This window comes from Paenibacillus canaveralius (genome assembly GCF_047238265.1).
Lineage (GTDB): Bacteria > Bacillota > Bacilli > Paenibacillales > NBRC-103111 > Paenibacillus_F.
This window is the reverse complement of the sequence record NZ_JBDFMM010000001.1, coordinates 3,242,653-3,266,475: the sequence shown is the minus strand read 5'-3', so window position 1 is coordinate 3,266,475 and position 23,823 is coordinate 3,242,653. Positions and strand designations below refer to the sequence as shown.

At 52.8% G+C, this 23,823-nt stretch carries 18 protein-coding genes; 9 read left to right on the top strand and 9 right to left on the bottom strand.

Going from position 1 to position 23,823, the window contains the following annotated elements:
- The first annotated feature begins 86 nt into the window (after positions 1-86).
- The gene (locus ABC395_RS14650; RefSeq protein WP_413004147.1) at positions 87-725 is read left to right on the top strand and encodes a class D sortase; all 639 of its coding nucleotides are present in this window, start codon (positions 87-89) and stop codon (positions 723-725) included.
- A gap of 88 nt (positions 726-813) precedes the next feature.
- On the opposite strand, the gene ABC395_RS14645 is transcribed toward ABC395_RS14650, so the two are convergent.
- The 4 genes from ABC395_RS14645 to ABC395_RS14630 all read right to left on the bottom strand — a co-directional run bounded on the left by ABC395_RS14645 (position 814) and on the right by ABC395_RS14630 (position 4,617).
- On the bottom strand, positions 814-1,821 hold the full coding sequence (locus tag ABC395_RS14645; protein WP_413004145.1) for a FecCD family ABC transporter permease: 1,008 nt from the start codon (positions 1,819-1,821) through the stop codon (positions 814-816).
- Entirely contained in the window at positions 1,818-2,828 is a 1,011-nt protein-coding gene (locus ABC395_RS14640) for a FecCD family ABC transporter permease (protein ID WP_413004143.1), read from the bottom strand. The genes ABC395_RS14645 and ABC395_RS14640 overlap by 4 nt, the downstream gene beginning before the upstream one ends.
- A gap of 72 nt (positions 2,829-2,900) precedes the next feature.
- Entirely contained in the window at positions 2,901-3,821 is a 921-nt protein-coding gene (locus tag ABC395_RS14635) for an iron-hydroxamate ABC transporter substrate-binding protein (protein WP_413004141.1), read from the bottom strand.
- A 4-nt stretch (positions 3,822-3,825) separates the two neighbouring features.
- A complete protein-coding gene (locus ABC395_RS14630) occupies positions 3,826-4,617 on the bottom strand; it encodes an ABC transporter ATP-binding protein (protein ID WP_413004139.1) in 792 nt (263 codons plus the stop codon).
- Positions 4,618-4,829: 212 nt separating this feature from the next.
- Between ABC395_RS14630 and ABC395_RS14625 the strand changes: the two genes are divergently transcribed.
- Positions 4,830-5,879 carry an NAD(P)/FAD-dependent oxidoreductase gene (locus tag ABC395_RS14625; protein ID WP_413004137.1) on the top strand — a complete coding sequence of 350 codons (1,050 nt, stop codon included), beginning with the start codon at positions 4,830-4,832 and terminating at the stop codon, positions 5,877-5,879.
- A 68-nt stretch (positions 5,880-5,947) separates the two neighbouring features.
- Here the strand turns inward: ABC395_RS14625 and ABC395_RS14620 are convergent, their stop codons facing one another.
- The 5 genes from ABC395_RS14620 to ABC395_RS14600 all read right to left on the bottom strand — a co-directional run bounded on the left by ABC395_RS14620 (position 5,948) and on the right by ABC395_RS14600 (position 12,086).
- Positions 5,948-6,100, bottom strand: a complete 153-nt coding sequence (locus tag ABC395_RS14620) for a hypothetical protein (protein ID WP_413004135.1) — start codon at positions 6,098-6,100, stop codon at positions 5,948-5,950.
- Between the two features lie 165 nt (positions 6,101-6,265).
- Entirely contained in the window at positions 6,266-6,742 is a 477-nt protein-coding gene (locus ABC395_RS14615; protein WP_413004133.1) for a hypothetical protein, read from the bottom strand.
- A 144-nt stretch (positions 6,743-6,886) separates the two neighbouring features.
- On the bottom strand, positions 6,887-8,548 hold the full coding sequence (locus ABC395_RS14610; protein WP_413004131.1) for a type 2 periplasmic-binding domain-containing protein: 1,662 nt from the start codon (positions 8,546-8,548) through the stop codon (positions 6,887-6,889).
- Positions 8,549-8,647: 99 nt separating this feature from the next.
- Positions 8,648-10,267 carry a response regulator transcription factor gene (locus ABC395_RS14605; protein WP_413004129.1) on the bottom strand — a complete coding sequence of 540 codons (1,620 nt, stop codon included), beginning with the start codon at positions 10,265-10,267 and terminating at the stop codon, positions 8,648-8,650.
- Positions 10,248-12,086, bottom strand: coding sequence for a cache domain-containing sensor histidine kinase (locus tag ABC395_RS14600; RefSeq protein WP_413004127.1), 1,839 nt, complete (start codon positions 12,084-12,086; stop codon positions 10,248-10,250). The genes ABC395_RS14605 and ABC395_RS14600 overlap by 20 nt, the downstream gene beginning before the upstream one ends.
- 142 nt (positions 12,087-12,228) lie before the next feature.
- On the opposite strand from ABC395_RS14600, the gene ABC395_RS14595 reads away from it, so the two are divergent.
- The 7 genes from ABC395_RS14595 to nikA all read left to right on the top strand — a co-directional run bounded on the left by ABC395_RS14595 (position 12,229) and on the right by nikA (position 23,823).
- Positions 12,229-13,179 carry an ABC transporter permease gene (locus ABC395_RS14595; protein WP_413004125.1) on the top strand — a complete coding sequence of 317 codons (951 nt, stop codon included), beginning with the start codon at positions 12,229-12,231 and terminating at the stop codon, positions 13,177-13,179.
- Between the two features lie 15 nt (positions 13,180-13,194).
- Positions 13,195-14,067 (top strand): carbohydrate ABC transporter permease, encoded by an 873-nt coding sequence (locus ABC395_RS14590; protein ID WP_413004123.1) that lies wholly within the window; start codon positions 13,195-13,197, stop codon positions 14,065-14,067.
- A gap of 397 nt (positions 14,068-14,464) precedes the next feature.
- Positions 14,465-19,018, top strand: a complete 4,554-nt coding sequence (locus tag ABC395_RS14585; protein WP_413004121.1) for a galactose-binding domain-containing protein — start codon at positions 14,465-14,467, stop codon at positions 19,016-19,018.
- A 118-nt stretch (positions 19,019-19,136) separates the two neighbouring features.
- Positions 19,137-19,541, top strand: coding sequence for an NUDIX hydrolase (locus tag ABC395_RS14580; protein ID WP_413004120.1), 405 nt, complete (start codon positions 19,137-19,139; stop codon positions 19,539-19,541).
- 442 nt (positions 19,542-19,983) lie between these two features.
- Entirely contained in the window at positions 19,984-20,808 is an 825-nt protein-coding gene (locus tag ABC395_RS14575; RefSeq protein ID WP_413004119.1) for a nicotianamine synthase family protein, read from the top strand.
- A complete protein-coding gene (locus ABC395_RS14570; protein WP_413004117.1) occupies positions 20,795-22,180 on the top strand; it encodes an opine metallophore biosynthesis dehydrogenase in 1,386 nt (461 codons plus the stop codon). Before ABC395_RS14575 ends, ABC395_RS14570 begins: the two co-directional genes overlap by 14 nt.
- Positions 22,181-22,212: 32 nt before the next feature.
- Positions 22,213-23,823 (top strand): nickel ABC transporter substrate-binding protein, encoded by a 1,611-nt coding sequence (nikA, locus tag ABC395_RS14565; RefSeq protein WP_413004115.1) that lies wholly within the window; start codon positions 22,213-22,215, stop codon positions 23,821-23,823.

The following is a 23,823-nucleotide window of genomic DNA, read 5'->3' as shown; positions in this document are numbered from 1 at the left end:
TAGAGACTAAACGGGTTTACTTAAAGGGTTTTTCTTCGCAAGAAAGAACGGGAACAGTATAAATCAAAGGCGGGGTGTTCAGACAGATGAAAAAACGGATATTCCCCCTGCTTTGCGTGATCCTGGGCATCGCTGTTTTTCTGTATCCGGCTCTCCGGGACCGTTATGACGATATTCAGCAGAGCAGGCTGCTGGAGCAGTGGCAGGCGAATTTGCATAATATCGATCAATCGGAACCGGAGAACGAAGGGAACGCTTCTTCTGCCGGACAAGCCCCAAGCACAGCGGAAGATCCGGTTACGCTTGCGACAGGGGGGAAAAACGTGGAGGGAATTCTGGTGATCGATAAAATCCAGCTGAAGCTCCCGATTCTGACGGATGCCACCAAAGAAAACTTGAAGGTTTCTCTTGCAAGCATCGCCAAGACGGGGAAGCCCGGGCAAATCGGAAACTATGCCGTTGCGGGTCACCGGAATTTCGCCTACGGAAAAAATTTTAACCGGCTGGATGAAATGGCCGAAGGCGATACGATCGAAGTGGATACGTCCACGGGCAGGTTCATATACCAAGTTCAAGAGAAGCGGTACGTACTCCCCGAGCAGGTGGAGGTACTTCAAGGGAACGGCAAAGATAGCGAAATTACGCTGGTGACCTGCCATCCGATGAAAAATCCGACCCACCGGATTATCGTGAAGGGAACGCTTATCGAAACGGTTCCCGTGTAGACTTTCCCCAGCGAATGAAGCCTCCGGCGTTTTAACGAAGCCGGACACCATAAAGAAACCCGTCAGCCCTTGCGCCGACGGGTTTCTTTTATTTTTTCAGCAATAAATAGATGAAGTACGGGGCACCGATTAAGGCAACCATAATACCTGCCGCGATACCGTCGGGTTCGATAATGTTGCGTCCAATCGTATCGGCAGCGAGAAGCATCCAGCCGCCGAGCAGAATGGCGAGGGGGATGAACATCTGATTTCTCGGGCCTACGAGCGATTTCGCGATTTGGGGCGCCATAAGCCCGATAAAGGAGATGCCGCCGGTTACGGAAACGACGGAAGCCGCCAGTGCGATGGCCGCCAGCAGGAGGCCGGCCCGCTCCTTTTCGACCGCTACGCCGACGCCGACCGCTACGCTTTCGCTCATGCCGAGCAGGTTCAAGCGGTTGGCTTTATAGAGGACGAACGGAATGAGGAGGATCAGCCACGGAAGAACGGCACCGATAAAAGGCCAATCCGCTCCCCAGATGCTGCCGGCCAGCCATTTCGCGATAAAATCGACTTTGACCCGTTCCGCGGACGAGATGATCACAATCATGACGCCCGACAGCGCCATGGAAAATCCTACGCCGATCAGCACAAGCCTGACGGGCTGCAGGCCGGTTTTACGGCTGTATGAGAGCAGATAGATCAGGCACGCGGTAATCAGTGCGCCTGCAAAAGCGACAGCCGGCAGCAGATAGACAAATGACCCCGGATCGATCGGGACGAATAAAAAGAAAACGGCAATGGCGACTCCTGCACCGGAATTGATTCCGATAATACCCGGATCGGCAAGGTCGTTGCGGGTAATGCCTTGAAGAACCGCGCCGGACAGGGCCAGTCCCATCCCCGCCAGGAGGGTGATGATAATACGCGGCAGCCGTATCGAGAATAAAACAAAATTTTCTTTGAACGACCCTTGGCCCATCAGAGTGGGAAGCAGGCGGTCATACGACAAAGAAGAATACCCGAGGCCCATGCCCGCCACGATGGTTAAAACGATTAGCACGACAGCGCCCGTAACCAGGAGCCGCTGTTTCCGGATCAGAGAAGGATGGATCATGAGAGGGTTTTACCTCCTTTACGTTCAATGAGCAGGAAGAAAGGCAGACCCAGCATAGCTACGATCGCGGCCGCAGGCGTTTCATACGGGGCGTGGATAGTCCGCGCGATCGTGTCGGCGAAGAGCATGAAAGACGCCCCGCAAACGGCCGACATCGGCAGGATGAAGCGGTAGTCGGTTCCGACGACGGCACGGACGATATGGGGGACCAGCAGGCCGATAAACGCCATATTACCGACGAGGGCGACGGAAGCGCCGGCAAGCAGAACGACGACGACAAAAAGGACCGCTTTCACCCGAAACGTCTTCTGGCCAAGCCCCACGGCAACCTCTTCGCTCAAGCTGAGAATGGTAAGCTGCTTCGAAAGAACGAACGAGATAAAGATTCCCGCCGTGATAAAAGGGGCGATCGTCTGAAGCTGGCTCCAGTTCGTACCGACCAATCCGCCTGCGGTCCACATGGAAACATCTTTGGAAATTTTGAAAATAAGCCCGATGCCTTCCGACACGGCATAGAGGAAGGCGGATACGGATGCGCCTGCCAGCACGATCCGGAGCGGAGAGAATCCGCCCTTTTTGAGCGCCCCGATGCCGAAAACGAGTCCGGCTCCGATAACGGCTCCGACGAAGCAGGCCGTCATGATGCCGAAGTAGCCCACCGCCGGGACGAACGCGATCGTGAAGGCGAGCGCGGCGTTCGCGCCGGCGGTTAATCCGAGCAGGCCGGGGTCGGCCAGCGGGTTGCGTGTCATGCCCTGCATGACGGCGCCGGATACGGCAAGCGCTGCGCCTACGAAAACCGCGGCAACCTCTCGCGGCAGCCGGATTTCCCGGAGAAGGGTAATCTGCCCGTCCGATGAGGAAGAAGTGAGAGCGAGCCAGACCTCCTTTACGGTAACATCGGCCGCGCCGAAAAGCATGGCCGCCATAAACATGCCGGCAAACACGAAGATACCGGCTGCGAGCTTGTATGAAAAAGGAAGGATACGCGGGTTTTGTTTGTTCATCCGTCTCATCTTTTCTGTACTGGAATGGAAGAAGGAATTCTTCCGAGAAAGAATCCCTTCAGGAGGGTGTGCCTATTTTCCGAGATGCTTGATAAAGAAATCGAGCTGGTAATCAAGGGTAAGCGGGTCGTTGAAATAAAACTCTTTGGCGTTCGCTTCGTATACATGGCCGTTTTTAACCGCGGGAATGTTTTTGTATGTTTCCGTCTGCTGGAACGCGTTATCGGCTTCCGGGTTTTTACTGAAGATGACATAATCACCGGCATATTGCGGCAGCACTTCGGCGGACAGGGCATAGTAGCCATCTTTCAGCGCCATTTCTTTCACTTTATCCGGCATTTTCAGCTTCATTTCCTGATAGAGGATTTCCGTGCCGCGTCCCCAGTTATCGCCGAAGACGTACAGCTGCTTGTCGAAGCTTTCGATGACGGAAATCGTTTTATCCGCACCGATTTTGGCTTTGATGTCATCACCGGCTTTAGCCGCCCGTTTTTTGAAATCGTCGACCCAAGCTTTGGCTTCTTTTTCCTTATTGAGCAGTTTGCCGATTTCCAGGTGCTGCGTGAGATAATCGACTTTTCCGTATGTAAAAGTGACGGTGGGAGCGATCTGCTTCAGCTTGTCGGTGTTTTTGATAGTGGAAAGGCCGATGATCAGGTCCGGCTTCAGCTCGATGATTTTTTCCAGACTTTCGTCGGAAACTTCCTGAACGTCTTTTAGTTTATCGAAACGGGGATTTTTTTTGGACCAGGAGTCCACGCCCACGAGGTTTACGTTGAGAGCCATCACGCTGCCGGCGTAAGTGGAAAGCACGATCACGCGCTGAGGGTTTGAGGGAACTTCAACGGGACCGCTTTCGGACTGGTAGGTAATGGTTGCAGGCTGTTTAGCATCCGAAGCGTTTCCTTTGTCGGCATTGTTTTGCGGTTTGGCGACGCAGGCGGATAGTGCGAGAACCAGAATGAGCAGAACGGGAAGCAGAAGTTTTTTCATGATGTCAATCTCCCTTGATTAAGTTATAGGTGCAGCACATCGGCTTGCCCGTACGGGGATCGCTGCCGATCTCCGCGTCGATTTGAAACACTTGCTTTAGAACGTCGTGGTTGATTACCTCTTCGCAGCTCCCGGCTTTTACGACTTCGCCGTCTTTAAGAGCGATGATATAATCGGCGAACCGGGCGGCCTGGTTGAGATCGTGAAGAACCATAACAATGGTGCGCCCCTGTTCAAGGTTCAGCTTGTGCAGAAGTTCAAGAACTTCCAGCTGATGCGCCATATCGAGGTAAGTTGTGGGCTCGTCGAGGAAAATGATTTCCGTCTCCTGGGCGAGCGCCATGGCGATCCAGACGCGCTGCCGCTGTCCACCCGAGAGGGCATCTACGGGGCGGTATTTGAACTCACTTGTACCCGTGACACTCAGCGCCCAGTCGATGACTTCGTAGTCTTTCTTCGTTAAACGGCCGAAGCCCGTCTGATACGGAAACCGGCCGTAGGATACGAGCTCGCCGACCGTAAGTCCGTTGGCGCTTTCCGGAGACTGGGGGAGGATGGCCATTTTCCGGGCCAGGACTTTCGTGTTTTCCTTGGAAATCAGTTCGCCGTCCAGAAGGATAGAGCCCGACTGATGGGAAATAATCCGAGTAGCCGCTTTCAGCAGCGTCGATTTGCCGCAGCCGTTGGCGCCGATAATCGTCGTGATTTTTTTGTCGGGGAACGACACGCTCAAATTTTTTACGATTAAACGATCCCCGTACCCGATGTTCAGATCATCTGTATATAGGCGAACCATGATGTGACCTCCAATTGCGGTGTGAAAAATAAATGCTCTATAAATGAACTTCCTATCATTGATAATGATTATCATCATCAGCACATTACATACTCTAAAGGGGAGGAAAACATTTGTCAACCCGCATTTTGACTTGTAAAATTCAAGAAAAGGTCGTATATTTTATTGAGAATGATAATCAATCACAACTTAAAGGCAAGGAGTGAGGGAACATGAGCGAGAAAGAACTATTCGATGTAACCGTCATTGGAGGGGGGCCGGCGGGTCTCTACTCTGCTTTCTATAGTGGGTTAAGGGAACTCAAAACGAAGATCATCGAGTTTCAGCCGCATTTGGGCGGGAAAATTCATGTATATCCGGAGAAAATGATCTGGGACGTGGGGGGGCATACGCCGCTTCCGGGAGCTGAACTCATTGAGAAATTGGTGGAGCAGGGGTTAACGTTCCGTCCCGAAGTGGTGCTGAATGAAAAGGTGGAGTCGATTAACCGCGACGATGAAGGAATTTTTGTTTTACATACGGCTTCCGGACAGAAGCATTATTCCAAAACGGTCATCGTGGCTGTCGGCGGAGGGATCTTGAAGCCGCAAAAGCTGCAAATCGAGGGAGCAGAAAGGTACGAGGTTTCGAACTTGAACTATACGGTGAAATCGCTGCAGCGCTTTCAAGACAAGACCGTGGTCATTTCGGGAGGCGGAAATTCGGCGGTCGACTGGGCGAACGAGCTGGAACCCATAGCGAAGCAGGTTTATCTGACTCACCGCAAGGAGGCGCTCACCGGTCACGAAGCGCAGGTCAAACAGCTGATGGAGAGCTCCGCCGTCTGTTTCCTGAATTCGTCGATCACGAAGCTGATCGCCGCTTCCAGCCATGACATCATCGACTATGTCGAGCTGACGAATCACTTGACGGGCGAGCTCACCCATCTGCCTGTCGATGAAGTGATCATCAATCACGGCTATGAACGGGACAGCACGCTGCTCAAAAGCAGCGGACTGGAGATCGAGCTGGCGGACGATTTCTACATTGCGGGCAGCTCTTCAAGCGTCTCTACGGTAGAAGGGCTCTATGCGGCGGGAGATATTCTGAAACATGACGGCAAGCTGCATTTAATCGCCGGCGCTTTCCAGGACGCGGCGAACGCGGTCAACCAGGCGAAGCAGTATATTCAGCCGGGCTCGGATAAAACCGGCATGGTTTCTTCCCATAACGATATCTTCAAGAAACGGAACCGTGAGCTTGTGAAGCAGATGATGGGGTAGAAGCGGCAATATGCCGCAGCACCCGAAGTATGCCGAAAGGTTCTTGCGCCGCCGTTTTCAAGGCAGGCTCAGGAACCTTTTCTGGACATTCCGTAATAGTCCGGATACATCAGTTTGAAACCGTATGATTGGTACAACCGGATTCCCGGCGTATCCGAGATGACGAATACCTGGGATGCTTCGGACGCATTCTCATCCAGGTACCTGACAAGTTCCTGCATAATCGTTTCTTCGACAACGCTTCTTTGTTCCCCGCAAGAAGGATGCACCAGCACATCCGCGATTTGAAAATAACAGGCGCGAGGGGAGAGGGAGTAAACGATGCTTCAAGGCACAAAAAAAGCGGTAGACCGGAGGTGATTGCCGGATTCCCGCTTAAATAACCGTTATAGCTGTAATCTTCCATCGTAATCAACAGGGTAAACCGGCCCGCCGGAATAGTCCGGAAGTTGGGCATATTCCTGAAATTCGGGACTGGGTGTGAATGCAGCAAATCCTTCCCGATGTTTTCTTCTCATTCTGACATACAAACGGATGTAGCGGTCCACCGTAATTTTTTCATGTCTTCTCCTGAAAGGATTCCAGACTTTAATATAAGTGCTCCAATAGGCATCTCCGGCAGAAACCTCGAATTCTCCTGCTCCGAATATTTTTCCTTTGTTGCTCAAAGCTTGTTTAACTGCGTCGGCCCCAACTTTTTTCATAAGATCTTCCAAACGTTGACCAAGATAAGCCTGAGCACAGCCTAAATAAACGCAAGCGGCTAACACGGCAAAATCTCCGGGACCGTAAGATTCGGACCAAAGTACAATGTCCCATCCTTGTTCAACACTGTTTTTCATATCCTGAAAAGTACTAGGCATATAACCCCTCCGTCAAGTAATATTAAACCTTTTATGGATATATGTGTTAAACAGCTTTTCTAATTCCTGGTGAATAAATATTTACCCGAAAAAACCCGGCAGCAGATCGTGGAGATCCGCTGCCGGGTTTTTCGGGTAAAACGATTATTTGGACGAAACCGACTTATACCAGTCGTTGACTTCTTTCGTAATTTGTTCGCCGCCGTTTGCTTTCCAGTTGGCGACAAATTCGTCAAAAGCCGTGATAGGCAGTTTGCCGTAAATAATTTTGTTGAACGTTTCCATTTCCGATTGACGGAGAAGGTTCCACTTGGACACCATCGTCGGCGTAGCCGCCCCGGTGAAATAGTTCTGCTTGCGGATGTTCTGCTGGGACATGACGATTTTGGCCGCCGCCCAGTTTTCCGGTTTTCGGAATTCGGCCATCTGCTTCTCGTAAGGTGTCTCGGGAGTCTTGCCGTCGGCTAGCTTCACGAGCGTTTTCATATACAGATCCGGAATCCGGGCGGGACCGGTCAGGAAAGGGAACTCATTGGAGAAGTCTTTGATTTTCTCCTTGTCGCTGGTCGGTTTGCCGTCGATAATATCCCAATCGTACCCTTTTGCGAATCCGTATTCGTACTTGCTTCCGGCAGTCGGGTTAGCCAGATTGTCGAGCAGGTAGTTGTAATACAGGAAAATGGCTTCCGGATGTTTGGCGTCTTTGTTGATCATGATACTGGCGTTCACGCCGGAATTTTGCCACTTCGTTCCGATTTTGCCGTTAGGTCCGGCTGGTATCGGATATGCTTTATACTTCGAGCCTTTTACGTTCTTAAGCAGATCCGGTGCGGGCCAGTCCGGTACCCAGTTCGCTCCGGGCAGAATGCCCGCGGTTCCCTTGGTCCAGCTTTCCGCCGACTTGGCTTCGTCCCATAAGGCGGAATCCGTATGGATGTAACCTTTGTCCATCCATTCCTTCAGCTTGGCGAGGGCTTCTTTGGCACCCGGATTGGTGGATCCGTATTCAAGGTTGCCGGAAGCGTCCTTGTTCCACTGCTCCTGAATCGTTCCGTAAGCGCCGAACAGCCAGTCAAGCGAGCCCATCCAGGTGTTCGTATTGTTTTTCAGCGAAATCGCCAGCGGAAAAACGTCTTTCGGAGCGAGGCCGTCCGGATTCTGATTTTTGAATTTGTCCATAATGACTTCCAGATCGGCAATCGTCTTAGGCGCCTGAAGATTCAGCTTTTCCATCCAGTCCTCTCGCAGCCACAGCAGTGTGTCGTCATTATCGGTATACTCCAGAATCGGCATGTTGTATTTCTTGCCGTCTCTTGTGAACGGATACCATAATTCCGGGTGCGCTGCGGAATGGTCTTTTAATATTTTGTTGGCATATTTGTCGAAAAGCTCGTCAATGGGCATGAACTGTCCGGAATCGATGAGCTGGTTGGTGAGTACCGGGTTGGTCGGTACGGACACGAAATCGGGTAGTTTTTCTCCCGAAGCGATCGCGAGCTGCAGCTTTTGTTTATATTGGTCGTCATTGGCTGGGTACCAGGTATCCTTATGTTTAATGCCCAACGTTTCCAGCATCCAGCGGTCGTGGACGTTGTTTTCCTTGGTATCGCCCTGTACGTATTTCTTGGGCATCAGCACGGAGCTGATTTCGATCGGCGGATCATATTTTCCTTTGGAGAAGGCGGCTTCGGCTCCGGAGGAAGCAGTACTGCCTTTCGTTGTGTCATTGGATGCCCCGCTGCAGGCCGTAAGCGTGACAAGTCCCGCCGTGATGAGAACCGATCCCAATTTCCTGAACTTGACCATTCATCATTTCCCCCTACTTGTGTGATCCTTACATGTGTTACTGTATCAACTTTCCGGGGAAAGCATCTATATGAGTTTGTTAGTTTCGATAGGAATCTGTCATGGTAATAAAGCCCCGTCCCGGTACTCCTGCGGCGTCACACCGAAATGGCGCTTGAACACTTTGATAAAATAGGCGGGGTCCATATAGCCGATTTCCATGCTGATTTCATACACTTTCTTGCCGGTGGCTTTGAGCAGATGACAGGCGCGTTCCATACGAAGCCGGGAAATATAATCACTGATGCCTTCGCCCGTCTCGATCTTGTAAATTTTGGACAAATGGGTCGGATGCAGATTGACATGGTCCGCCAAGGCCCGCAGGGACACATCCTCGTGCAAATGCTTGTCCGCATATTCCTGGATCTTCTTCACGTATTGGGAGCGGCTGTCCTTCACGCTGCTGGAGCTGACTTCTTTCAGCTTGTCAAGCACGCTCCGCGACCAGTTTCCGAGCTTCTTGATGGAAACGAACGCTTCTCCGCTCTGAAGCGCCTCCATATCGTCGGAGCCGAGCAGCTTCGTAAGCGTATACCCGCTGCGGTGTGCGAGGTTACTGAAAGAAGCGGTGATGAGGAAGCCGGCTTCCATGCAGTGCTCCCACGATTCCGGCCATTTGTCCTCCAGCTCCGTACATACGGCCGCAAGCTTGGCTTCCGCCGCATCCCAGTGACCCGCCTCCAGCAGGTTGATGAGGGAAGGCGGCACGTACAGCGCGTTCAGGGGACCCTGCGCCGGTGTGTGGTCGACTTCATTGACGCGTACGACAAAATCCCGTTCGTCGCCTACGATTTCCCGGAAATAGGCGGAAGCCTGCCGGAACCGGTCGGGAAGCTGTTCAGGGAAGGCAAACCATTCCGTGATAACGATGGAGAGGGAGCCCTGCAGGAACTGCTTCACTTTCGACTGGAGCTGCTGGGACAGCTTCTCCAGGAGATTTTCCCGGCCTGCGGCGCTTGCGGTTTCTTTAAGCTGGAGCAGGAAGACGAGATAGCAGTGCTCTTCCTTAACGCCCCAGACTTCCATAAACTCGCCGAGAATTTCTTCGGCCATGTTCATGATCGCATATTCGATCAACGGTTGTCCGTTGTTCTTGTAGCGGCCGAATTCTTCTTCGAGCCGGACCAGCATCAGCGCGCTGTCCCCGAAATCGAACGGCAGTCCGTAGTCGCTCAGCTTCCGGTGCCATTCGTCCACAGAGAGACGCCGGCCCTGCAGGGCATCGAGCAGAAGCTGGCCGCGCAGAATCGGCAAATTTTCGCGGAGCGTATGCCGGGTGCGCTCCAGAGAGCTGACCAGCTCCCACTCGGCATTGAGCTGATCGATGGCCGTTTGGACGGCGCCGAACAGCTCCTGGTCGGTCGGCGGCTTGAGGAGATAATCGACGGCGTTGTGCCGGAGCGCTTTTTTGGCGTATTCGAACTCCGAATGTCCGGACAAGATGATGCATTTCATCTTCTTGTCGCGGATTCGTATGCGTTCGATAAGCTCGATACCGGACATCTCGGGCATTTGCACGTCCGAGATCACGATATCGATCGGATGCGTATCGATCAGTTGCAGCGCTTCAAATGCGGAATAGGCTCTGTATACGTGTTCGATTCCGAATTCATGCCACGGCTTGTGCAGTGCGAGGTTGTCCACCCAGTGGGCTTCATCGTCAACGATGATCATGTGCATGTTTAAGGTCTCCTTGCGGGCTTTTATAGCCGGATGTTTTTGCGGCAGGGGGGATCTCCCAGACGATTTCGGTCCGGAGTCCGCCGAGCGGTGACTTGACGAAAGCCAGATAAGACCGGCCGCCGAACTGATGCATGATGCGCTGATTCGTATTCCATAAGCCGCAGCCCATTTCTTCCTGCAGCGGCTCCTGCATTTTCCGGTTCAGCGCCTCTTCCTGTTCGGCGTTCAATCCCGGTCCGTCGTCATCCACGTACACTTTGCAGAAGCCGTCTGCCATCTCGCCGGTAATCCGGATCTGGCCGGAGGTGTACGATTTTCCGACCCCGTGGATAACGGAGTTTTCCACGATCGGCTGAAGCATCAGCCGGGGAACGGACTGGTTCCGCATGTCTTCGGGAATGTCGATCTTATAGTCGATCCGGCCGTTACGCAGCTTCTGGATATCGAGATAGTTCACGAGCAGCTTGATCTCTTCTTCCAGCGAAGCCGTTTCCCGCTCCATCCGCGTGGTATAGCGGTAATAGGCGCTCAAATTATACGCCATCGCGACGACGGCGTCCTCGTCCTTCATCTGGGCCATATTAATAATATAGCCCAGGCAGTTGTACAGGAAATGCGGGTTTATCTGGGCCTGAAGCTGCTTAAGCGTCGCTTCCCGGGCGCGGATTTTTTCGTTGAACACGTTCTCGATGAGATCCTGGATCTGGCGCGACATGTCGTTAAACCGGTAAAACAGGAACGAAAACTCGTTATGGTACCGGGTATGCAGCCGGACGGAATAATCTCCGCGCTGTACACGGCGCAGTCCGTTGATCAGCGTGAGAATCGGCTTCTGAACGTTGCGGTACAGCAAAATCGAAGCCGAAATGCCGACAAGGAACAGCAGGAGCATGGAGAAATAGAACAGGTTCCGGCTGAACGAAATAGGTCCCAGGATCTGATCGAGCGGAACCACGTCAACGAGATGCCAATCCAGATAGGATGATTTTACGGAGCTTACCAGATAATTTTTGCCGTCAAGTTTGACGACATGCTGGGTCGTGTTATCGGGAGAATGCTCGTCCAGGTAGCGGATCAGCTCTCCCGTCAAATTTTTATCCGCGCTGCGGTTCAGGATCGGCGTGCTCCCTTTATGATAAAAGAAAGGATCGCCTTGTCCGCCCGCTTTGTACGTATCCAGCATATTCTGGATATTCTCGAAACTGAAGCTCGCTTCGATGACGAGACTGCTGCCCGTTAACATGCCCGGCTGGGCGAGGGAGTCGTTGTAGAACCAGTAGAAAGCGTCCAGCCCTCCGTGAGCTTCGCCAGTGCCGTCCCCGTAGGTCCATTTTCCGCTCCGGTTGTTCTGTAGATAGTTCTCGTCGTACGCCGGCGATTTGTAATTGGAAATAATGTCTTTGTTCTGCTGGGAATAAACGGCGTACCGGGCCGGCCAAATATCGGTCACTCTGGACTGAAGGGCCATTTTCTCCTGAATGACATACCTCGTCTGCATACGGTCGTAGCGGTCTTCCCAGATGTTCAGCCCGTTGAATTTACGGACGTTCGGGTCCCGGGAGAAGATCAGGCTGAATTCCATCATCTGACTGATGCGCGAATCGATTTGACTGGACAAAAAAGTGAGCTGCTTCGTGCTCGACTTCTGCAGCTCCGAGCTGACGACGTTGTAGGTGACGTCGTTTGAATACGTATACACCAGAATAATCGGAATAAAAAGCACGATAATCAAACTGTTCATTTTGGCGAACAGACTGAATCTGTACCGCGCCTTCCCCCGGACTTTCGCAGCGATTCCCGCTAATCCCAAACCCATTCTATCTCCTCCAGCTGGTACCCTAATATATCCCTATGGAAGCCTAACATTGTACTATAGTCAGCTTTCCGAAATGCTTGCTACTATTTATAGCAGAGATTCATCGTACACACAAAATAATTTTTTGGGGCGGGAGAGAGCGATGGGAGTGAACACGGTGCGGCAGGTCAAGGCCGGCAAAGCCCGGCGCACAGACACAAAAAAAGGCTACAAGCAGCCCTGGATCCTTCACTTTATGGTTCTGCCGGCGGCTGTTCTCGTATTTATATTTTCGTATATTCCCATGTCGGGGATTATTATGGCTTTCCAGGACTATAAACCCGCGCTGGGAATTTCCGGCTCGCCCTGGGTCGGTTTGAAGCATTTCCGGTATATGTGGGAAAACGATTATTTTCTAAAAATCACGTGGAACACGCTGTTTTTCGCCATTTCGAAAATGGTCATGAATCTGATTATTCCGTTTTTCTTTGCTCTGCTGCTTAACGAAGTGCGGAAGATGGCGCTGAAAAGAACGATCCAAACGCTCGTTTATTTGCCGCATTTCCTGTCCTGGGTGACTCTCTCGGGGATATTGATCGATATGCTCGCTCAAACAGGACTTATCAACCAGTTTCTTACGGCCGTGTTCGGCATCAAGCCGATTTTTTTCCTGGGAGACGGCAGCTGGTTCCGGTTTACCATTATTTTCAGTGACGTCTGGAAGGAATTCGGCTTTAACACGATCATCTTCCTGGCAGCGCTCTCCGGTATTAATCCGTCTCTGTACGAAGCGGCGGAAGTAGACGGGGCCGGACGCTGGAAGCAGACGTTCTACATTACGATTCCCGCGCTTATCCCGATTACGATCGTCATCGCGACTCTGGCGCTCGGCAACGTGCTCAACGCGAATTTTGACCAGGTATTCAACCTGTACAGCCCGCTCATTTACCAGCAGGGCGATATTATCGACACGTTCGTGTACAGGGAAGGTCTGTTAAGCGGACAGTTCAGCTTCGCCACGGCCGTCAGCTTGTTCAAATCGTTCATCAGTCTGATCCTGATCGCGGTCTCGTACAGGCTGGCCTACCGGTTTGCCGGATACCGAATTTTCTAGAAGGGGAGAGAGCGGATGTATCATAAAACACTGCCTTACCGGATATTCAGCCTGTTCAACAATGTGTTTTTAACGGTTCTGGCCATTCTGTGCCTGCTGCCCCTGTATCACCTGCTGATGGTGTCCCTCAGCGCCTCGGCGCCGGCGAACGCGGGACTGGTCACATTCTGGCCGATCGGCTTTACGTTCGAAGCCTACGCGAAAACATTCGACAACGCGAATTTCTTGTCGTCCCTATGGGTGTCCGTGCAGAGAACGGTGCTCGGAACGGCGATGGCTCTGGTCGTGAACACCATTGCCGCCTACGCGCTGTCCAAAGAAAGTCACGTCTTTCGCGCACGCAATCTGTATCTCTGGTATTTCGTCGTGACGATGCTGTTCAGCGGCGGACTCATTCCAAGCTATATTCTGATCCTGAAGCTTGGGCTTATGAATACGCTGATGGCCCTGATTCTTCCGGGGCTGGTGGGTGTCTTTAACATCATTCTGCTTATGAACTTCTTCCGCACGGTGCCCAAAGATCTGGAGGAAGCGGCTTTCATTGACGGAGCCGGCCAGTTCCGCACGTTCCTCAGCGTATACCTGCCGGTTTCCCTGCCCGTCGTGGCGACGGTCTCCTTGTTCATGATGGTCGGACACTGGAATTCGTATTTCGACGGGATCATCTATATCCGGGATTCCGAGAAGCTTCCCCTTGCCACGTTTATGCAGACGATTATCGTGCAGGCCGACATGTCGAAGCTGGATCCGGCAGCCGTTGCCAGCCTGTCCCAGCGTACGATCCGGGCGTCGCAGATCTTTATCAGCGCCCTGCCGATCCTGCTCGTCTACCCTTTCCTGCAGCGCTATTTCGTAACCGGCATCGTAGTGGGTGCGGTTAAAGAATAGGCCGGTTCACCGGCGTTTCAGATTATAGACAGAGAAGAGAGACAATAAAGTGTGGAGTTTTGCGATAAAAAGTCCGTGCACCGCGCGGGCTTTTTTGTTTTGTGCGGAATTAGGCCGGAAGGGGATGCAACGGTGCGCTTTATACATCAGCATGATGAGGGTATCTAATGGCCAAAGGCCAAAGTAAACGATTGTATATAAAAGTAAGAAGATATCTCTTTTTAACAGGATGGGGCGCCTTATAGTATTAACAGTGGATGGGTCTATTCATCACTTCAAGCAGCGGAAGGAGGTAAATGACGAAACGGAAATACAGCCGGTGTGCGGCCCAGCCTTACCGCTAAAACGCAGGATAAACAAACGATCTCCACTCCTTCTGAGAAATGAGGATGAGTCAATGAAGACCAATCAAGGATTGAAAGCGAAACTTTCACGCATACTCACATTTGTACTTGGATTCTCGATCGTTTTAAGCGCGGGCCAGCCTGCCGTCTATGCGGGTCCAAACCCGCAGAGTCCGGGTGCGGCGGAGGTGCGGACGGGAACGGCACCGGAGGTTATTCCCGTTGCGGAAGAAACGTACGGCGGACCGGTTGAACGCCCGGCTCCCGAACAACGTCAGGGGCCTTTTCTGAGCGCGCCGTCCGGCAGCGGCGAAAATTTTGCCCTGAAGAAATCCGTCAAAGTTTCGGGAAACGAGGTGGATTACGGTCTGTTTCCCGAGATGGCCGTCGACGGGGACGGAGGGACCCGCTGGTCGTCCGCCAAAACGGATGATTCCTGGTTCGAGGTGGATCTTGGCGGCAAAAAGGACATCGGCCAAGTGGTGATCCACTGGCAGACGCCCGCCAAATCATACCGTGTGCTTACGTCCGTATACGGGGACGTATGGGAGAATATTAAAGAAAACGACGGCTTGATCCAATGCGAAGGGGGCAGGGAGGTGCTGAATTTTCCTTCCCGCGAAGCAAGATACGTCAAGTTCCAGGGAGTGGAGCGGGCGCCGGCAAGCGACGGTATCTTGTACGGGTATTCTTTTTACGAATTCGAAGTGTACCAAGAGGACCCTATCGCTAAAATAATCAGCGGCATTCAGAAGCTGGATCCGGTCGTCAAGGGCCAGACCTCACTTACGCTGCCGCCCATGCCGCCCGGTTATAAAATATCCGTCTACGGCAGTGACGCCCTGCCGGTCATCGACAAAGAAGGCCGCATTCATCCGCCGCTGTCGGACCGCACCGTCCAGCTTCTTCTGCAGGTAGAGAGCGAAGCCGATCCCGCCCGGAAAGCAGTGACCGGCAACATCGGCGTGCATGTGCCCGGGCTGTACACCGAGACGCCGGATCAGAATCCCGAACCGAAGGTCATTCCTTCGCTGCGCGAATGGGCCGGCGGAACAGGCCGCTTCGCCCTGACGTCCTCCTCCAGGATCGTGATCAGCGATCCCGCTTTGCTGAAGACGGCCGAGATAGTCCGGACGGATCTGAAAGAGATGACCGGACTTAGTCCGCAGGTCGTTCAAGGCAAAAAAGCATCCGCCGGGGACCTGGTCATGATCCTGGATCCGGCCTTGAAGCATCTCGGCGCGGGCGGCTACCTGCTGGATGTGAAAGACAACGTGACGATTACAGCTCCGGAAACGAAAGGCATTTTCTGGGGAACCCGCTCGGTGCTGCAGATTCTGAAAGGGGATCCCGAGCGCCGGCATCTTCCGGCCGGGACGGCGCGCGACTACCCCAAGTACGAAACGAGGGGGCTGATGATCGATGTCGCCCGGAAGTTTTACACGATTGATTTTCTGCGGGACTATGTGAAACTGCTGGCCTGGTACAAGATGACGGATCTCCAGATTCATCTGAACGACGATGTCGGAGTTCCGTTCAAAAACGGGCAGCGGGCCGCCTTCCGTCTGGAAAGCGAGCGTTATCCCGGCCTGGCGAGCACCGACGGCCATTACACGAAGGAGGAATTCCGCGAGCTGCAGCGACTTGGAAGCGATTACAGCGTGAATATTATTCCTGAAATCGACACGCCGGGGCATTCGCGGATATTCACGACCTATGATCCTTCACTCGGCACGGACCATACGCTTGACATTTCGAAGCCCGCAACCGTGGATTTTGTCAAAAGTCTTTTCGACGAATACATCGACGGCCACAACAATGGGGAACCGACGTTTCTCGGGCCGGATGTTCATATCGGAACGGACGAATACGGGGGGCCTTCCAAAGAAGTTTTCCGCGGCTATATGGATACGCTAATCAAGTACATCAACAGCAAGGGCAAGCATCCGTATCTTTGGGGCGGCCTGAATGAGTATGCCGGAACGACTCCCATCAGCAACGAGGCCACCATGGGCATTTGGTATGAGCCGTACGGAGGTCCGAAGCAGGCGATGGATTTGGGCTATGACATCGTCAATTTCGACACCAATTACATGTATCTCGTTCCGCGGTTGTACCGGGATTATTTAAATACCCCGTTTCTTTATAAACAGTGGGAGCCTGTGAAATGGCCTGGCGTTACGCTGCCCTACGGGCTTCCGCGGCTCAAAGGCGGCATGTTCGCCATCTGGAACGATATTTCGTACGAAACCGGTATTTCGATGGACGATTCTCATATCCGGATGCTTCCCGCCATGCAGGTACTTTCGGAGAAAATGTGGCAGGGAGCAAGGGAAGGCAATGATTATGACGCCTTTATCGCGACGGCTGCGGAAATCGGCGAAGCACCGGGCGTAAACCGCCTGCACCGGGTCTCTACAGACCGGCCGGACGGTTTGGTGATCCGGTATCCTTTCGACGAGGGCACGGTGGATACTTCCGGCAGCAAGCTTCACGGAAAAGGCGAGAATGTTGCTTTTACGGAAGGAAAATACGGGAAGGCGGTGTATCTCCGGGGCGGTAAAAGCTACGTCGAAACTCCGATCGACACGATGGGCTTCGGCTGGACGGTATCCATGTGGATCAAGCCCGAGAGGGATAATCCGGACGATGCCGTACTGATGGAGTCTCCTATGGGGAAAATCAAGCTGAAGCAAGGAAAAACGGGCAAATTGGGCTTTTCCAAAGAGGATTACGATAGTGTATTCAACTATGAGGTGCCGGCTGACAAATGGACGCATCTTTATTTGACCGGGGATGCGGAGGGTGTGTCTCTTTATGTGAACGGCAATGGATATGCCGAAAAACTCGGTCTGCCGGTCAGACGCATTCAGACGCTGATGCTGCCGGTTCAGAAAATCGGAAGCGGGACGAACGCTTTTAAAGGCGCGATCGACAATGTGCACATTTACAACGAATTTCTGCCTCTGCTGGATGTCAACAATCTGGCTCTTCATCAAAAAGCGGAGTCTTCTCCCCTCGAAGCTCCCGAACATACGCCGGGCAATGCGATCGACGGCAATTTGTTCACCCGGTGGTCGAGCGCGTACGACGACGCTTCATGGATGATCGTTGATCTCGGCAGCTCGCAAACGATCAACAAAGTCCAGATCGGATGGGAGACGGCAGCGGAGAAATATAAGCTTCTCGTATCCGAAGACAAACAGACATGGACCAATGTCAAAGGGAGTGACGAGACACTGACTTCCGCCGGCAAGCTGGATATCATCGACTTTCAGCCTGTAAAGGCGAGGTACGTCAAATTTCAGGGAGTCGAGAGAAAACCGGTCGAAGGGAACAAGTACGGGTACTCCATCTATGAGTTCGAAGTATCCGGAGACGATAAAATGGTGCCCTACCAGGCATTGATCGCCGAATCCGCCAAGCTGCTGGCCACAGGTAAAGGCAGTCCGGATTTACGCCGCCAGGTGGAAAATCTGCTGCTGCAATATCCGATCCGCTTCGAAACGGTCATAGATACGCTGCGCGATCTAAATGCCCGCTTAAAAGAATCCATCGATCATACGGGACCGGACCCTGATCCGGGGAGTCCCGGAGACGGAGGCAGCGGGCCGGGTGCAGGCGGCGGCTCAAGCGGTGCGGGAGGTTCGCAGCCTGACGGCGAGACCGGAAAAGTTACGCTGAAGCCCGGTGAAGGGGGGAGAACCGGGATCGGAAATGAAATCGGAGTCGAGATACCTGCCGGAGCCTCGAAGGAAACCGTCACGTTCGGCATCCGAAAAATCACGGATCCTTCCGGTCTTATCGGCGGGGGACGGGAGAGAGTCAGCCCTGTCTTTGAACTGACGCGCAGCGCCGGCACGAGCCTGGATAAGCCGATTAAACTAACGCTGGCTTACGATGCGGAGAAGACTGGCGCGAAGCGTCAAGCGGCCGTTTTCTCCTACGATGCCGTCCGGAAGCAGTGGATACGGCTCGGAGGCGAGGCCGCGGACGGCAAAATCAGCGTGGAGGCTGGCGAGACGGGAATATTCGCCGTTTTTGCCGCGAAGGAAGAAGAGGCGAAGACCTCTCCGCATTTCGGGGATACCTCCGGACATTGGGCGGAGGAAGTGATTGCTGCCGCGGCCGCGGAAGGGATTGCCGCCGGATATCCCGACGGAACATTCCGGCCGGATGCCCGGGTGACGCGGGCTGAATTCACGGTGCTGCTTGCAAGAGCGCTGCACCTTGAGGATACCGCGTCCCTTCCCGGTTTTACGGACGCGGCCGATATCGGCGCCTGGGCCGGGACGGCGGCGGCACAAGCCGTCACGGCCGGCATCATCGACGGCTACGATGACGGCACGTTCCGGCCCGGGGCGGACATCACCCGCACGGAGATGGCGGTCATGACCGCCCGTGCGCTGAAGCTTCCCGCGGAGCGGGAGACGCGGGCCGGCTTTGCCGATGACGGCGACATTCCGGCTTGGGCACGCGGTTATGTCGGCGCGGCCGCAGGGCTGGGACTTGTCGCGGGACGTGACGGCGGCTTTTTCTCGCCGGCTGATCCGGCTACTCGTGCGGAAGCCGTAACGCTGCTGCTTCGGGCCGCCGGCCGGAAATGAGCAGAGGGTTTCGGCAGGAACACCGGGGGGCCCCGCGGCTTGTGTGCCTCCCCGGCGCCTTTGAAAAAAGGGCGGGAGGTGGTATACTTTTGAGAAAAAACAAGCGGGGGTACATCGTATGTCAGCAGCAGGAATAGACAAAATCGCGTGGATTTATGTGGAGAACGGCCGCATTCTCAGCGCGCGCTCCAAAGGCAAAGACACGTATTACATTCCCGGAGGCAAACGGGATCCCGGCGAATCCGATACCGAAACGCTGATGCGTGAAGTCGAGGAAGAGGTTTCCGTCCGCATCAAGCCCGAAACCGTGTCGCATTTCGGGACGTTTGAAGCCCAAGCTCACGGAAAAGAGGAAGGAATACTCGTGCGGATGGCTTGTTATCAAGCGGAATTCGAAGGCGATCTAAGCCCGGCTTCCGAAATCGAGGAACTTGTCTGGTTAACTTACGCAGAGCGGGAGCATGTCTCTCCTGTGAGCCGGCTCATTTTTGACCGGCTTCATGAATTAAAGCTGCTTCTGTAGCCGGTAAAGCCGGGAGGCGGTACTTGGCACGCAGGAAAGGTCAAGGTGCAGGACTGACTTCAATTGAGCTTCTTTTGAGCCCTAACTGGACCTAATAAGTGTTTATGTTTGAGACCCGAATTAAAAACCAGTAACAGCAAAAACCTTGCTGCTGCTGGTTTTTTCTTTTTTCATCCTAGGATGGTTTCCTGGCGTGCCCCGTTGCGAAATACTTGGAGTAATTTCGTCGGGCCAGTCGACATACGCGAATTAGAGCAGCCCACCTGGCAGTTGTAATAAAGAAAAGGAAAAAAATAGCCATAGTCAGCTATATTTCTATGAATCCGTTTGCTGTAAAATTTAAACTGTCTTTCATAATTATACCTAAGAGGGGGAGTGGTTCTCTTACAGTGGATTTTAAAAAAACGCTATGCGGATGATTAAACCGGGAGGGAGTGAATTTGTGAAAAGTAAATACGCTTTCCTGCTCTCGTTGCAATCGCTTGAGTATGAAATCAATCAATTGAATGCGTTCTCAAGAGAGTATCCGGGATGCTTTGAGCTTCTGAAGATCAAGCTTGACGATCTTTGCCGGTTTATGGTAAACGACGAAAACGAAAAGCGTTGGCACGAATGGGGAAATCACGATGAAGTGAGACAATACAGTGAGAAATTGCGGGAGACATCGGTCAAGGCGCTCTGTGACATGGAAAAATATCAATCGCAGCTATTGATCAACAAAGAGTTGGAAGCTACCTCTTACATCGAGCAGTTGTCCCATGCCGTACAGGAGGAGCTTGATTTATTCGGAATCGGACCCGCATCCAGAGTGTTTTTTATCGGATCGGGAGCTTATCCGCTGTCGGCCTTAACGATAGCCAAGGAATCGAGAGCCAAGGTGCTGTGCCTGGATATTGACGAGGAAGCCGTCGAACTTGGCTTCAAGGTTGCTTCGGCTTCCGGACTGCAAACGTTAGTGGATTTTGCGGGAGGCCGATTATCGGACCATCCGTTTATCCGACAGACTACACATGTTTTTATCGCTTCTCTCGTTCCGAATAAGCTGGAGATCGTAGAAGAGGTGAAGCGTGTGGCGAGGCCGGACACCAAAATTATCGTACGTTACGGCAACGGATTGAAGTCGCTTTTTAATTATCCTCTGCATGCGGACCTGTCTTATGAGTGGAACCTGACGCCCATTATCCGAAATAACAGCCTATACGATACGGTTCTTATGGAATCCAAACTATTAACCCAAGAAAGGACGATTGGCTATGACCCGTCCTGAGCAGGTTATTCCTCCGTTCGGAAACACATTGATCGTGGGAGCGGGTCCGGCGGGCATTCACATCGCTGTGGATGCGGGCCGTGGTTGGTGCGGCCGGCTGGGCCTGGCGAATCGCAGAGGAGCGCATTCGGACCGTATCCTTTGTGAGCTGGATCGGCAAGGCTATACTCTTTCTTCCGTTGTTCAAATTCAATCAAAGAGTCATCTTTCAGGTGAGGTCCTGCTGGACGATTACTACAATGGCTTTGACGAAATTGACGATAAGTGGCATACCGTGATCCTATGTACACCATCGGACAGCTATTCGGATGTAATAGCCGCGTTAAAGCTGGAGAACCTTTCACAAGTAAAACGGATCGTGCTTTTATCGCCGGGGATCGGATCGAATCTGCTGGTGCAAAGTCTGGTGAGACGCTCGGGCTCCGATATCGAGGTTATCTCTCTATCCACCTATTACGGCGCCTCCAGGTTCGCCTTTGAAGCAGGTCAGTCCACGGTGCTGAGATCGATCGTAAGAGGGCTCAAGCGCAAAGTTACAGCCGGCAGCAATAAGCCCGGCAGCCAGACGATAGAGGATGTGAAAAGGTTTATCGAATCGCTCGGCATTCAATTCGAAAGCGCTTCCCATCCTGCGGCTGCTGAAAGCCGGAGTATTACGACCTATGTACATCCGGCTTTTTTCATCAATGACTTTTCAATGAATGAAATATTTAGCCGCACGCCTTCCAGAAAATATATGTACAAGCTGTACCCGGAAGGTCCCATTACCCCACAGGCGATCCAATCTATGCTGCTGCTGTGGAAGGAAATAGGGGAGCTTGTCACACGTTTGCACGCCGAACCGATCAATCTGCTTAAATTCCTTAACGATGACAACTATCCCGTACTTGAGGCCACACTCTCCCGGGAGGATATCGAAGGTTTCACCGAAGCGGATCCCGTAAAGCAAGAGTATCTATTATATATCCGATATGCTTCTATTCTGATCGACCCGTTTGCCGAACCGGACGAACGGGGCAGATATCCGGATTTTTCGGCTTTTCCTTATAAACAAATTTCAAAAGACTCCGAAGGCAAATGGATCATCCCGAGAGTGCCGTACGAGGATTACAAGAAAATAAAGCTGGTGGAGCGTTTAGGCAAAAATTTAAATCTTTCTATGCCGCAAACGTCCGCCTTCATCAACAAGTTTGAAAGCAAACTGGCTTCCTTTGTGGAAGAAGAAGGCATGGAGCGCTTCCGTCCCGGTCTTTTCACGGATACGACTGAGAGTGAGGCCGACCTCATTTTTGGTGAGCTGGAGCTCTTTCGGGCGGCACCTGTGACAAGCCGCGCCAATTCCGGAACTAAAGGGGAACAGGGGTCTTTATAGAGCCTATTCACGATAGGAGGAGATACGGAAGGATGTATGATTTATTCAAAAGAAAAGGGGGCAGCAGGCCAAGGTTTAGAACGACTTCGGCCGGTACCCTGCTATGTGCGGTACTCTTGTTAACCGGCTGTAATCATGCCAGTCCGCTGAACGAAGGACAACCGTCCGAGGCGGGCGATCCTGCACGGCGGGAAGCCGCCAAGAAATTAACCCTTATCCACAGTCTCCCGAGCGATACGCTGGACCCCCATAACAGCTGGGTTCCCCTCAGAGCGGGTGTCTCCGAAACGCTGGTACGCCTGGACGAAAAGATGCAGGTGGTACCTTGGCTCGCCGAAAAGTGGGAGACAAAGGACAACCGGATATGGTCGTTTACCCTGCGTGAGGGAATCTTCTTTCATGACGGCACTAAGCTGGATGCCGCCGCTGCAAAAGCGTCCTTCGAACGGGGACTCGCGGACAGTGCGGCCCTTTCCGCTTCCTTGAAGGTAGAGTCCATTGAAGCGAACGGGCAAGAACTGATAGTTGTAACGAAGGAACCTTTTCCCGCCTTTCCCGCCGAACTGGTTCATCCGACAACAAGCATCATAAGTACGGCGGCCGAGAAAGCCGCGGGCAAGGATGCCTTCAACAAATCACCTGTGGGCACGGGGCCATTTAAAGTAGCTTCCTTTGTTCCGGGAAAAGAGGTTGCCTTGGTTCGTAACTCCGAATACTGGGACGGCAAGGCCAAGCTCAGCGAAGTCAAGTATCAATTTAATTCCGATGCCAACGTCCGGACGCTGGCTCTACAGTCTAAGCAGGCGGGAATCGTGTATCATTTGGCGCCCGAAGCGCTGGCGGCAATCCGGCAGGACGGACAGCTTTCGATACAATCGGTTACGAGTCTCCGTACGCATTATTTTACGTATAACCCCCGAAGCACGGCGGTTCAAGACATCCGGGTAAGACAAGCGATAGACAAACTCATCGACCGGGACGCTATCGTCAAAGACGTAATGCTGGGTTATGCGCTTCCCGCGAACGGACCGTTTAACAGCACGCTTCCATTCGGCAGAAAAGGCAGCTATCAGAAGCTCGATCCGGAAGGTGCATTCCAGCTGCTGGAAAGTGCAGGATACAAGAAAAAGACGAATGGCAAACTGGAAAAGGACGGAAAACCGCTTACTCTCAAGCTGATTGCTTTCAGCGGCATTAATCCTGAGCTTCCATTGATCCCGCAACTGCTCCAATCGGAGGCGGCCAAGGCGGGAATCGAGCTAAAGATCGTTTCGGTGGAATATCCGGATGTCTATATAAAGGATCACCACGATTGGGACCTTTCAACATCCAGTTACCTTACTTCACCACGCGGCGACGGGGGTTCTTTTCTGAATTCGGCCTATGTGCCGGGTGAATCCTATAACCCCGCCGGAGTTATAGTCGAGAAGCTTGCGCCTGTGCTGAAGACACTGAACGAAACGGGGGATGTGGAAAAGCGCGATATGCTCACACAGCAGGCCGTTGAAGTCATTGCGGAAGCCATGCCTCATTCCTATATTATTTATCCGAATATACTGGTAGGTATGGACAAAAGGATCAGCGGTTGGAAACCCGGAGCGGAAGAGTTCTACATTGTCACCAATAAGCTGGATGTGAACTAG

Bases quoted from the DNA above. Each gene is read 5' to 3' on its own strand.
- ABC395_RS14650 (WP_413004147.1), top strand. From the start codon at position 87: ATGAAAAAACGGATATTCCCCCTGCTTTGCGTGATCCTGGGCATCGCT.
- ABC395_RS14645 (WP_413004145.1), bottom strand. From the start codon at position 1,821: ATGATCCATCCTTCTCTGATCCGGAAACAGCGGCTCCTGGTTACGGGC.
- ABC395_RS14640 (WP_413004143.1), bottom strand. From the start codon at position 2,828: ATGAACAAACAAAACCCGCGTATCCTTCCTTTTTCATACAAGCTCGCA.
- ABC395_RS14635 (WP_413004141.1), bottom strand. From the start codon at position 3,821: ATGAAAAAACTTCTGCTTCCCGTTCTGCTCATTCTGGTTCTCGCACTA.
- ABC395_RS14630 (WP_413004139.1), bottom strand. From the start codon at position 4,617: ATGGTTCGCCTATATACAGATGATCTGAACATCGGGTACGGGGATCGT.
- ABC395_RS14625 (WP_413004137.1), top strand. From the start codon at position 4,830: ATGAGCGAGAAAGAACTATTCGATGTAACCGTCATTGGAGGGGGGCCG.
- ABC395_RS14620 (WP_413004135.1), bottom strand. From the start codon at position 6,100: ATGCAGGAACTTGTCAGGTACCTGGATGAGAATGCGTCCGAAGCATCC.
- ABC395_RS14615 (WP_413004133.1), bottom strand. From the start codon at position 6,742: ATGCCTAGTACTTTTCAGGATATGAAAAACAGTGTTGAACAAGGATGG.
- ABC395_RS14610 (WP_413004131.1), bottom strand. From the start codon at position 8,548: ATGGTCAAGTTCAGGAAATTGGGATCGGTTCTCATCACGGCGGGACTT.
- ABC395_RS14605 (WP_413004129.1), bottom strand. From the start codon at position 10,267: ATGCACATGATCATCGTTGACGATGAAGCCCACTGGGTGGACAACCTC.
- ABC395_RS14600 (WP_413004127.1), bottom strand. From the start codon at position 12,086: ATGGGTTTGGGATTAGCGGGAATCGCTGCGAAAGTCCGGGGGAAGGCG.
- ABC395_RS14595 (WP_413004125.1), top strand. From the start codon at position 12,229: ATGGGAGTGAACACGGTGCGGCAGGTCAAGGCCGGCAAAGCCCGGCGC.
- ABC395_RS14590 (WP_413004123.1), top strand. From the start codon at position 13,195: ATGTATCATAAAACACTGCCTTACCGGATATTCAGCCTGTTCAACAAT.
- ABC395_RS14585 (WP_413004121.1), top strand. From the start codon at position 14,465: ATGAAGACCAATCAAGGATTGAAAGCGAAACTTTCACGCATACTCACA.
- ABC395_RS14580 (WP_413004120.1), top strand. From the start codon at position 19,137: ATGTCAGCAGCAGGAATAGACAAAATCGCGTGGATTTATGTGGAGAAC.
- ABC395_RS14570 (WP_413004117.1), top strand. From the start codon at position 20,795: ATGACCCGTCCTGAGCAGGTTATTCCTCCGTTCGGAAACACATTGATC.
- nikA (WP_413004115.1), top strand. From the start codon at position 22,213: ATGTATGATTTATTCAAAAGAAAAGGGGGCAGCAGGCCAAGGTTTAGA.